This is a genomic window from Actinophytocola sp. (assembly GCF_035712165.1).
Taxonomy (GTDB): Bacteria; Actinomycetota; Actinomycetes; order Mycobacteriales; family Pseudonocardiaceae; genus DASYTH01.
Genome location: NZ_DASTBH010000025.1, coordinates 1 through 10,128 on the forward strand (window position 1 = coordinate 1; position 10,128 = coordinate 10,128).

10 protein-coding genes are annotated in these 10,128 nt (G+C 70.8%); 1 reads left to right on the plus strand and 9 read right to left on the minus strand.

Going from position 1 to position 10,128, the window contains the following annotated elements; translation table 11 throughout:
• A partial coding sequence (locus VFO68_RS01375) for a hypothetical protein (RefSeq protein ID WP_325156262.1) occupies positions 1 to 651 on the minus strand: 651 nt, incomplete at its 3' end.
• A 106-nt stretch (positions 652 to 757) separates the two neighbouring features.
• Between VFO68_RS01375 and VFO68_RS01380 the strand changes: the two genes are divergently transcribed.
• On the plus strand, positions 758 to 2,902 hold the full coding sequence (locus tag VFO68_RS01380) for a glycoside hydrolase family 15 protein (RefSeq protein WP_325156263.1): 2,145 nt from the start codon (positions 758 to 760) through the stop codon (positions 2,900 to 2,902).
• Between the two features lie 267 nt (positions 2,903 to 3,169).
• On the opposite strand, the gene VFO68_RS01385 is transcribed toward VFO68_RS01380, so the two are convergent.
• The 8 genes from VFO68_RS01385 to VFO68_RS01420 form a co-directional block, all read right to left on the minus strand.
• Complete coding sequence (locus VFO68_RS01385) at positions 3,170 to 3,331, minus strand: DUF397 domain-containing protein (RefSeq protein WP_325156264.1); 162 nt, start codon at positions 3,329 to 3,331, stop codon at positions 3,170 to 3,172.
• A 13-nt stretch (positions 3,332 to 3,344) separates the two neighbouring features.
• Positions 3,345 to 4,166: a helix-turn-helix transcriptional regulator gene (locus VFO68_RS01390; protein WP_325156265.1), complete on the minus strand. Its 822-nt coding sequence runs from the start codon at positions 4,164 to 4,166 to the stop codon at positions 3,345 to 3,347.
• A gap of 753 nt (positions 4,167 to 4,919) precedes the next feature.
• Complete coding sequence (locus VFO68_RS01395) at positions 4,920 to 5,795, minus strand: carbohydrate ABC transporter permease (RefSeq protein WP_325156266.1); 876 nt, start codon at positions 5,793 to 5,795, stop codon at positions 4,920 to 4,922.
• Entirely contained in the window at positions 5,792 to 6,784 is a 993-nt protein-coding gene (locus VFO68_RS01400; protein WP_325156267.1) for a sugar ABC transporter permease, read from the minus strand. The genes VFO68_RS01395 and VFO68_RS01400 overlap by 4 nt, the downstream gene beginning before the upstream one ends.
• Entirely contained in the window at positions 6,785 to 8,089 is a 1,305-nt protein-coding gene (locus tag VFO68_RS01405) for an extracellular solute-binding protein (RefSeq protein WP_325156268.1), read from the minus strand.
• Positions 8,090 to 8,255: 166 nt separating this feature from the next.
• Positions 8,256 to 9,134 carry an NAD(P)-dependent oxidoreductase gene (locus VFO68_RS01410; RefSeq protein WP_325156269.1) on the minus strand — a complete coding sequence of 293 codons (879 nt, stop codon included), beginning with the start codon at positions 9,132 to 9,134 and terminating at the stop codon, positions 8,256 to 8,258.
• Complete coding sequence (locus VFO68_RS01415; protein ID WP_325156270.1) at positions 9,134 to 9,823, minus strand: SDR family oxidoreductase; 690 nt, start codon at positions 9,821 to 9,823, stop codon at positions 9,134 to 9,136. Before VFO68_RS01415 ends, VFO68_RS01410 begins: the two co-directional genes overlap by 1 nt.
• 1 nt (position 9,824) lies before the next feature.
• On the minus strand, positions 9,825 to 10,128 hold a 304-nt coding region (locus tag VFO68_RS01420; RefSeq protein WP_325156271.1), incomplete at its 5' end, for a cupin domain-containing protein.

Sequence of the window (10,128 nt, forward strand, 5' to 3'; positions counted from 1 at the left end):
GTCGTCCAGCCAGGAGTACGACGGCATCGCCGCCGGGTCGAACGACCCCGCGTCGTACGAGCCGGTGAACCGCCGGCCGGCCCCGGGCAGTCCGGCCAGCCGCTCCAGGCCGGCCTGACCGAGATAGAGCCCGCCCGCCGCCGCCGCGAACACCCCGCCCCGGACCAGACTCCGCCGGGACAGGTCGGTCCGGCGCGGCCGGGCCCGGCGGGCCAGCACGTGCCACACCGCCGGCCCGGTCAGCGCCAGCGCGGCGGCCACATGCAGCCACATCACCAGCACGCCGCCCACCGAGCGCACCAACCCGGTGGTGTAGGCCAGGCCGGACAGCAACGTGGTCACCGCGAGGCCCGCCAGCACCAGCGACAGCCAACGGGTCCGGCGGGTTCGGCGCAGCCCGCGCCGGACCACCGTGCTCTTCCACGGCGTCAACAGGATGACGGCCATCGCCACGATCCCGTGCGCGACCACCACCCAGCGCCCGCCCGGCGCACCGGCGGCCACCGAGCCGACTCCGGTGGCGAACGCCAGCACCAGCACCGCAAGCAGTGCCAGGTTGGTCACCCGAGGGGTCGGTCGCGGCATGAACCCGGCGACGCGCGCTCGCCACTCGACGACGCCGCGGCGTTGGCCCGGCCAGAGCAACAGCACACCGCCGACGGTAGGCCGCGACGCCCTCGGCGCGGTAGGTGCCGCTGGGCACGTGTCGTCCGGCCGGATCCCGGTTTGCCGGGCCCACCACGGGGAACGCTGAGACATGCGCACAGCGGTGTTGCTCGCGGCCCTGATCCCCCTGCTCCTGCCGGTGCCCGCCGCCGCGGTGGGCGAGGCGCCCGGCGGACCCGGCGCGCCCGCGGTGTTCACCCCGGCGGACAAACAGGGGTTCGGCACCGCGCGCGGCACCGCCAGCCCGGTCTGGTTCACCCTCGGCGGCGGCCGGATGACCGAGGTGTTCTACCCGGACCTGAGCACGCCGGCGGTCCGCGACCTGCAACTGGTGGTGACCGACGGAACCAGCTTCGTCGAGCGCGCCCAGGACGTCCGGGCGCGCACCGAGCCCACCGGCGACCTGACCTTCCGCCAACACCTCAGCGGCACCGGCTGGACCGCCGAACTGCGCTACGTCACCGACCCGGCCCGGGCCAGCGTGCTGGTCGACGTCGACCTGCGCTCGCGTTCCGGCCGTCCACTTCAGACATTCGTGGTGTACGACCCGGCGCTGTCCCGGGAAGGCGGCGACGATCGCGCGCTGACCGCAGGCGACGCGCTGGTCGCCACCGACGCGGGCGCGGCCAGCGCCCTGCTCGCTCGCCGCGGGTTCACCGCCACCACCAACGGTTTCCTCGGCACCAGCGACGGCTGGACCGACCTGGCCGCCGATCGCCGGCTCGACTCCCGCTACGCCGCCGCCGGTCCCGGCAACGTCGTGCAGACCGCCCGGCTGCGGGTGGACGGCGCCGGCTCCCGGCACGACACGCTGGTGCTCGGCTTCGGCCCGGACCGCCGCGCCGCGCTCGGCGCCGCGCATGCCTCGCTGTCCGCCGGTTTCCCCGCCGCCTCGGCCGGCTACCGGGCCGGCTGGCGGTCCTACGTCGCCGGTCTGCATCGCCCGCCCGCCAGCCTGCGCACCGAGCGGGAGCGAGCCGTCTACACCAGTTCGCTGCAGGTCCTCGCGGCCACCGAGGACAAACGCCACCCCGGCGCGTTCATCGCCGCGCCGGCCCTGCCCTGGGCGTTCGGCTTCGACCGGACGGTCGTGCCCGAGTTCGGCCCCTACGCGCTGGTCTGGCCACGCGACCTGTACCACGTGGCCACCGCGCAGCTCGCCGCCGGCGACCGTCCGGCCGCCGGCCGTGCGCTCGACTACATGCTGCGCGTCCAGCAGCGACCCGACGGCCATCTACCCCAGAACACCCGGGTGGACGGCAGCCCGTACTGGACCAGCATCCAACTCGACGAGACCGCGGCCCCGATGCTGCTGGCCTGGCTCCTCGACCGCCGCGATCAGTCCACGTTGGACGGTCTGGCCCGCGCGGCCGACTTCCTCATCTCCTACACCAAGGACGGCAACACCGCCCCGTGGAGCGAGCAGGAGCGCTGGGAGAACCAGAGCGGCTACTCGCCCGCCACGATCGCCTCGGCGGTCGCCGGCCTGACCTGCCTTGCCGACCTGCTCACCCGCGCCGGCAACGGCCCCGCCGCCGCCCGCTACCAGGCGGTCGCCGACTCCTGGGCGGCCCGGGTGGAAGGCTGGACCGTCACCCGCACCGGCCCCTACTCCACCGCCCCCTACTACCTGCGCCTCACCAAGGACGGCCAGCCCGACCAGGGCACCAGCTACAACCTCGGCGACAACAACCCGGGAACCGTCGACCAGCGCGCCGTCGTCGACCCCAGCTTCCTCGAACTGGTCCGCCTGGGCGTCCGCCGCGCCGACGACCCGGTCATCCGCAACACGATCGCCGTGGTCGACCGGCAACTCGCCACCGTGACTCCGGCCGGCCAGTTCTGGCACCGCTTCACCAGCGACGGCTACGGCGAACAGGCCGACGGCGCACCCTGGAACGTCAACTTCCCCGAGCCCACCCGCACCTACGGCCGCCTGTGGCCGATCTTCGCGGGCGAACGCGGCGAGTACGACCTGCTCGCCGGCGACACCCGGTCCGCCGCGACCCGGCTGCGCTCCATCGCCGCCACCGCCAACAGCGGCCTCATGCTCCCCGAACAGGTCTGGGACACCCGCCCGCCCGCCCCCACCGTCCGCCCGGGCACCCCCACCACCTCGGCCACACCCCTGGCCTGGACCCACGCCCAGTACGTCCGGCTGGCCTGGTCGATCACCGCCGGCCACCCCGTCGAACGCCCCACCCCCGTCACCTGCCGCTACGCCCCACCCTGCTAAGCCACCCCCACAGCCGAGCCGCCCATCCGGGTAGCCAAGCCGCCCGTCTGCGTAGCTGAAACGCGCGTCTGCGTAGGCGAACTGCCCGTCGGGGTAGCTGAGGCGCCGGGCTCGGGCTTTCCGTGGGTGGGCCTGGGTGCCGTCCCCGGCTCCGTCGGAACGCTCGGGTCGGTCGCCTTGGCAGGGCTGGGCCCGGCGTTCCGAAAGCACGGCGCCTGCGGCGCCGCGCCGCAGGCGCGGCGCAGGCTGCCGCAATCTCAGGCGCCGCTAGATCCGGCCTTCCTTGATTGCGTCCAGCAGGTCGCACAGGTTGACCCGCAATACCGGTCCGGCCGGGTTCTTGCTGTCCCGCACCGCGCCCGCGCTAGACACTTCGACGCAGTTGTTCGCGCCCTGGGTCCGACTGGACTTCTTCCACCGTGCCTCCATCGTGTCCTCCGGTTTAGCTTGCCGTGATACGCCCACGGAGGATCGTCGCAGAGTCGCGCTGACTGAGCGCTGCCGCCCATACCTCCTCGAAGTCCGCTGCGTAGACCGCGGTCTCGTCGGGGTCTTGGAGGTAGGTGGCGTCGGTGAGGCCCTCGATGTAGACCCGGGCGATCGGTGGAGCGCCGAGTCGTAGCCACGTGAACCCGACGCCGATCGCACGGTGGGCGCCCGAGGTGAACGGCATGATCCGGATCGCGACATTCGGCAACGCGGCGACGTGCAGCAGGTGACGGATCTGGTCTTGTAGCACCTCCTCGCCGCCGACGAGGCGGTGCAGCGCGGCCTCACCGAGCACCACCCGGACGTCGGGCGGGTTGTCGCCGCGCAGGATCGCCTGCCGCGCGACCCGGGCGGCGAGCACCTCGTCCGACTGCTGCTGGGAGTGCAGGTGGGCCAGCAGCGCGCGGGCGTACCCCTCGGACTGCAGCAGGCCGGGCACCAGCTCGGCGTCGTAGTAGCGGATCTCGGCGGCGGCCCGCTCGAGTGCGACGTAGGTCTGCGCGAAGTCCGCCACCCGGGCCGGCGCCTCCCGCTTGCGGGCTGCGTCGGCGAGCATGCGCAGCGTGGTCCGCTCCTCGCCGGCGACCTGGTACAGGTCGGCAAGCCGGTCGATCTCGGCCGGCACCGGCACCCGCGAGCCACGCTCCACCCGGCTGACCTTCCCCGTGTACCAGCCAAGATCGCCCTCGATGGCGGCCGGCGTCAGTCCGGCGGACTCGCGGGCGCGGCGCAGCATGTCGCCGAGCTCCACGCGCTGCGGATTCTGGGTGGCCACGACACTCCTGTCCATCCATCCATCTGTCTGTCGGAGCTACATCCTGCCGGTCGGCCCGAGCGCATGCATTCCCTCATACGGGTAATGGCTAATTGGACATGTCTAGTTGTACGGTGCCAATTAGGTCGCTTCCGGCACCTCGCCTCCGGGACGTGATGCGCCCAACGGCAGCGATCCAGCCGGCTCCGGCCGGCGGCCACGGCCCCGGCTCCTGCTCAGGTTCTCGGGGCCGCTGGTCCACCTCAACCACAACGTGAGCCGGTGGTGATCATGTTCGGACTCGGTCCACTTGAGACTGGCATCGCGCTGGGCGTGGCGGTCACACTGGCCGTGATCCTCACCGTTCTTGACGCCCGCCTGCTCATCCGCCGCCTGCGTCACTTGGAGAGTTGTTGGTACGGCACCTGTGGGCAGTGCCGTGGATGCCGACATCCCGATCGCCGGGCCGCCGTTCCGCGCTCGCGTGCGGCCCGGCCGGCGCCGGACAGTGACCTGCCGGCGTCAAGCCGGGTCGAGGAGGACCCCTCCACCCTCGGCCCGGCCCCAGCCCCGGTGGGCGCGGATGCCCCGACCTCCGCGCCCACCGGACTCCACCAGGACCCTTCGGCGAGTCCCCAGTTCGGGCCCGGCGAGTCGTCCAACCCAGGCTGGTGAGTTGCGAACTCAGGAACAACATTCAGCGCGGGGCGGCGCCTGCGGCGCCGCCCCGCAGGCGCGGCGGGGCGGGTGTTCTGTTGTCGCGCTGGCGGCTTGTCAGCCCTTGGTCGCCCCGGATGCCAGGCCGCCGATCAACTGGCGTTCGGCCACGGCGTAGAGGGCCAGGGCGGGGACCATGGCGAGGACAACGTAGGCGAGGATCTTGGCGGTGTCGGTGCTGTGTTCGGAGCTGAACTGGCTCACCGCGACCGGAATCGTCCAGAGGTCCGGGTCGCCGAACACGACGAGGGGGAGCATGAAGTTGTTCCAGCTTGCGACGATGGCCAGGACGGACACGGTGGCGAGGGCCGGGCGGGCCATGGGGAGCAGGATCCGCCAGAAGAAGCCGAACGGGCTGCAGCCGTCCAGGGTGGCCGCCTCCTCGACCTCGCCCGGAATCGCCCGGAAGAACGCGCGCAGGATGATGATCGTCACCGGGAGGCCGTAGGCGACCTGGGGGAGGATCACTCCGAGCGGGTTGTTCAGCAGTTCGAACTGCCGCAGGATCACGAACAACGGCAGGATGGCCACCGCGAACGGGAACATCAGGCCGACCGTGAACAGCATGAACAGCATTTCCCGGCCCCGGAAGGAGAACCGGGCGAACACGAACGCCGCCATCGCCGAGATCCCGACCACCAGCAGCGCGGTGAGCACCGCGATGAACACGGTGTTCCACAGCGGACGCCAGAAGTCCACCGAAGCGAGGATCCCGGTGTAGTTGCCGAAGATCCACGGCTTCGGCAGGCCGATCGGGTTGTTGGACAGCTGCCCGTTGTCCTTGAACCCGCCCAGCGCGCCGTACAGCACCGGCACCAGGATGAACAGGCTCATCACGATGGCGATCGCGTAGAGCACCACTTTCCGCAGCACCCCGGCCGCACCGGCCGGCTTGACCGGTCCGGCCGGCGCGCGGCGCACCACGGTGGTCATCGCGCCTCCTGCATCCCGGTGACCGCGCCCTCGATGTCCCGGCGCATCACGAACCGCTGGTAGAACATCGCGAAGACGAAGCTGATGATGAACATGGCCACGCTGATCGCCGACGCGTAACCGACCTCGGAACGGCGGAAACCGTACTCCCACATGGTGTACGCCATGGTTTCCGAGGCGTGGATCGGCCCGCCCTTGGTGAACACCCACACCATGTCGAACAGCTGGATCGTGCCGATGATGGCCAGGAACACCGAGATCCTGATGGTCGGCCCGAGCAGCGGCAGGGTCACGTGCCGGAAGGTCTGCCACGGGGTGGCGCCGTCGATCATCGCCGACTCGATCAGCTCGTCCGGGATGTTCTGCCGCCCGGCCAGATACAGGATCATGTGGAAGCCGAAGTACTTCCAGGTGATCACGAAGAACAGCGTGTACAGCACGATGTCCGGGTTGTCGGTGAACCCGGGCGGCGAGTCCACCCCGAAGAACCGGAAGACCTCGTTGGCCAGCCCGCGGTCGCCGTTGAACAGCATGTTGAACAGCACGCCCGCGATGACCTCGGACAGCACGTAGGGCGCGAAGAACAGCAGCCGGAACACCGCCCGGCCGCGCAGCTTCTGGTTGAGCAGCAGGGCGATGCCCAGCGCCAGCGGAAGCTGGATCGCCACGGACAGCAGGATCAGGATGACGCCGTGCCGCAGGTCGCCGAGGAAGACCTTGTCCTTCAGCATCCGGGTGAAGTTGTCCAGCCCGATGAAGTTCGTCGGCACCCCGCCGAAGCCGTTCCACTTGAACAGGCTGGTGTAGGCGGCGACCATGATCGGCACCAGCACCAGCAGGGTGAACAACACCAGCGCCGGCAACAGGAACAGCCCGATCGCGACGATGTTGACGCGGCGCCGGCGCCCGCCCCCTGGTCGGGCCGCCGGCCTCGCGTCGGGCGGTCTCGGCGCCGCCCGCTCCTCGGTATCGACTGTGGAGCGCGTCATCTAGGCATTCTGGGCGGCTTCGGTGATCGCCTTGGCGACCGCCTCCGGGGTCATCGCGCCGGCGACCAGCTGCGAGACGCTGTCGTTGATGGCCGCGCCGACCGACGGCGGGTAGGCCTGGTCGGGGTAGAGCTGGAACTCGGTCGTCTTGCTCACCTGGGCGACCACCTTCTTGGCGTTGGCGTCGCTGACCGCGTCCTCGGTGCCCTTGACCACCGGCAGGATCGATCCGGTCGAGATGCCCTTGCGGATGTTCTCCGGCTTGAGCAGGAACTGCAGGAAGTCGACCGTGGCCGGCGGGGCGTCCTTGCCGACGGCGAACCCGCCGCCGCCGCCCATGATGTCGGTGACCTTGCCCTTGCCGCCGTCCACCGCCGGGAACGCGAAGAAGTCGAGGTCGTCGCCGATGCCCTTGCCGGACTGCTCCTTCTGCACCGAGGGACCCCACTGGCCCATCAGCTCCATGGCCGCGAGACCGTTGCCCATGGTGGCCGCCTGGCCGGTGGGCTGGTCGTACGGCGCGGCCAGGAACCCGTTCTGGAACGGTTGCATGTCAACGAGCTTCTTGAGCTCCTGACCTGCCTTGACGAACTCCTCGCCGTCGAACTTCTTGTCCGCGGCGGCCTTGCGCAGCCCGTCCACCCCGGCGATCCGGATCGCCAGATAGGTCCACCAGTACATCTCCGGCCATTTGGCCTGGCCGGCGATGGCGATCGGGGTGACTCCGGCGCCCTTGAGCTTGCCCACGCTGTCCAGCATCTCGGCCCAGGTGGCCGGCGGTGTGCTGATTCCGGCCTTGCTGAACAGCGCCTTGTTGTACCAGAAGCCGACCATGCCGATGTCGTTCGGCAGGGCGTAGGCCTTGCCGTCGATCTGGTAGGCCTCCATGGCAGTCTTGGAGATGTTGCTGATCGTGCCGCTGGCGTCGTTGGTGATCTCCTTGACCAGACCGGCGTCGACCTGCTGTTTGAGCACGCCGCCGCCCCAGGTGTGGAACAGGCTGGGGGCGTGCCCGGACTGGGTCTCGGTGGTCATCTTGGCCTTGAAGGCCTCGTTCTCGATCGGCGTGATGTTGATTTTCACGTTGGAGTGCTGGGCCATGTATGCCTTGGCCAGTTCGTCCCACACCGGCAGCATCGGCGGAGTGTTCGCGATGTGCCACCAGTCGATCGTCTGCTGTGCGTTGGGGTCCGCACTGTTCCCGCCGCTGTCGCCGCTGCTGCAGCCGCCGATTCCGAGCACGGCGGCGCCGGCGCCGAGCGCGCCGAGGAAGGTTCGGCGGGGCATCGGGGTCCAAGCAGTCATTGCTATCCCTTTCGACCGCAAGTTTCCGGAACGTGTCCGGTAGTTTTCGGTGGCGCTGGTCACACTACATCCGCGCTGAGTTACGTATCAAGACCTGTTGCGGGCCGGTCACGGCGGCATCTCGTCGAGATCACCCCGTTACCGGCTGAAGAATCGGTTCCGAAAATTATCGGGCGTCCCGCAGGAATGTCGCCAGGGCGCTCATGTCCGCCGCCCCGAGACCCGCGTCGAGCGCGGCGCCCACCACCTGGCGGTTCGCGGCCAGCTGTGTCATCGCAACCCCGACCTCGTCGGCCAGCCCGGCGACCAGCGCAAGATCCTTCGCCACCAGGCCAAGGGTGAACGCCGGCGGGGTGGTCTCCGGGTGCTCGTAGGCGGCCCGCTTGTACAGCACGAACGGTGCCGCCAGCGCGCTCGACGCGAACACCTCGTAGGCCGCCGACCGGTCCAGCCCGGCCGACTCGGCCAGCACCAGCGCCTCGGCCAGCGCCTGGTTCAGCCCGTGCAGGGCGGAGTTCACCGCCAGCTTCATGACCGACCCGCTGCCCTGGCCACCCAGATGAAAGGTCCGCCTGCCAAGGATGTCGAGCACCGGTGCGGCCCGCTCCAGTGCCGCCGGGTCACCGCCGACCATGAACGTCAGCTCGCCCCGCTCGACCAGCGCGACGCTGCCCGACACCGGCGCGTCGAGCAGCACCGCACCCCGCTCGGCGGCCAGTGCCGCAAGCTCCCGCACGGTGTCCGGCGCGACGGTGCTGGTCTCCAGCACGACGGACCCGGCCCGCAGCCCGGCGACCAGCCCGTTCGGTCCACTGTAGACAGACCGGGCCGCGTCGTCGTCGGCCAGTGACACGAGCACGAGCCCGGCGGCCGCCGCTTCGCGCGCCGAACCGGCCACGCTCGCCCCGGTCCGCTCGGCGACGCGCTCGGCCCGCTCCCGGGTCCGGTTGTACAGCAGCACCTTCCGGCCGGCTCGGCACAGCGTTGCGGCCATGGCCGCGCCCATGGTGCCGGCGCCGACCACCGCGACCGGGTCGGCGGCCACTACCGCCAGCCTCCGTCGACGGTCAGGCTCACGTTGTTGATCGCGGGATTCTCCAGCAGGAACACGCTGGCCGCCACGACATCCGCCATGCTCGCCAGCCGGCCGGTCAGCGTTCCGGCCCGCACCCCGTCCAGCACCGCCGCCGGCTTGTCCCGCCAGTACGGGCTGTCGCCGACGATCCCGGGATGAATCGAGTTGACCCGGACCGGCGCGAGCTCGACCGCGAGCGTGCGGACCAGGCCCTCGACTCCGGCGTTCACCGTGGACACCGTGGTGGATCCCGGATAGGGCCGCACCTTCGCCTGCCCGCCGAACAGCAGCACGCCGGACTCGGCCGACAACCGCTCGCGCAGCGCATGCACGACCTCGGCGTAGCCGACCAGTTTGAGGGTGACCAGGTGCCGGGCGGCGGCGATGTCGAACTCGGCGACGGTGTTCTGGTCGCGGTCGACGGCGGAGAGCACCAGCGCGTCGACCGGACCCACCTCGGCCAGCGCGGCGCCGATCTCCTCCGGGCGGGACAGGTCGAAGCCGAGCCCGGTGGCCGCCCCGCCCACCTCCTTGGCGGCGGCCCGCGCCCGGCCGGCGTCCCGGCCGGTGAGCACGACCTCGCGGCCCGCCTCGGCGTAGTGCCGGGCGAGTTCGAGGCCGATGCCGGCCGTCGCACCGATCACGACCACCGCACCCATGTCAGCTCCCTTCCAGCGCCACCTTCAGGTAGTCCCAGTCCCGCACGAACCGGTAGGAGTACCGCCCGGGTGGCTGCGGCGCCTGGGTTTCCAGCCAGCGCAGCGGACCGTCGCCGAGGTTGCGGAAGCCGTGCACGCACCCGACCCCGGCGAAGGCGACGTCGCCCGGTCCGAGCCGGTAGGTCTCGCCGTCGAACGTGCCCTCGCCGTCGCCTTCGAGGAAGTAGTAGGTCTCCTCGAACGGATGGTCGTGCGGGCCGGCCACCCCGTCCGGCTCGTACTGCACCATGAACATGGTGGCAAGC

What these genes read in the sequence shown, in the direction of transcription:
- VFO68_RS01385 (WP_325156264.1), bottom strand. Translation starts at nt 3,331, where the DNA reads ATGGAGGCACGGTGGAAGAAGTCCAGTCGGACCCAGGGCGCGAACAAC.
- VFO68_RS01395 (WP_325156266.1), bottom strand. Translation starts at nt 5,795, where the DNA reads ATGACCACCGTGGTGCGCCGCGCGCCGGCCGGACCGGTCAAGCCGGCC.
- VFO68_RS01405 (WP_325156268.1), bottom strand. Translation starts at nt 8,089, where the DNA reads ATGACTGCTTGGACCCCGATGCCCCGCCGAACCTTCCTCGGCGCGCTC.
- VFO68_RS01400 (WP_325156267.1), bottom strand. Translation starts at nt 6,784, where the DNA reads ATGACGCGCTCCACAGTCGATACCGAGGAGCGGGCGGCGCCGAGACCG.
- VFO68_RS01380 (WP_325156263.1), top strand. Translation starts at nt 758, where the DNA reads ATGCGCACAGCGGTGTTGCTCGCGGCCCTGATCCCCCTGCTCCTGCCG.
- VFO68_RS01415 (WP_325156270.1), bottom strand. Translation starts at nt 9,823, where the DNA reads ATGGGTGCGGTGGTCGTGATCGGTGCGACGGCCGGCATCGGCCTCGAA.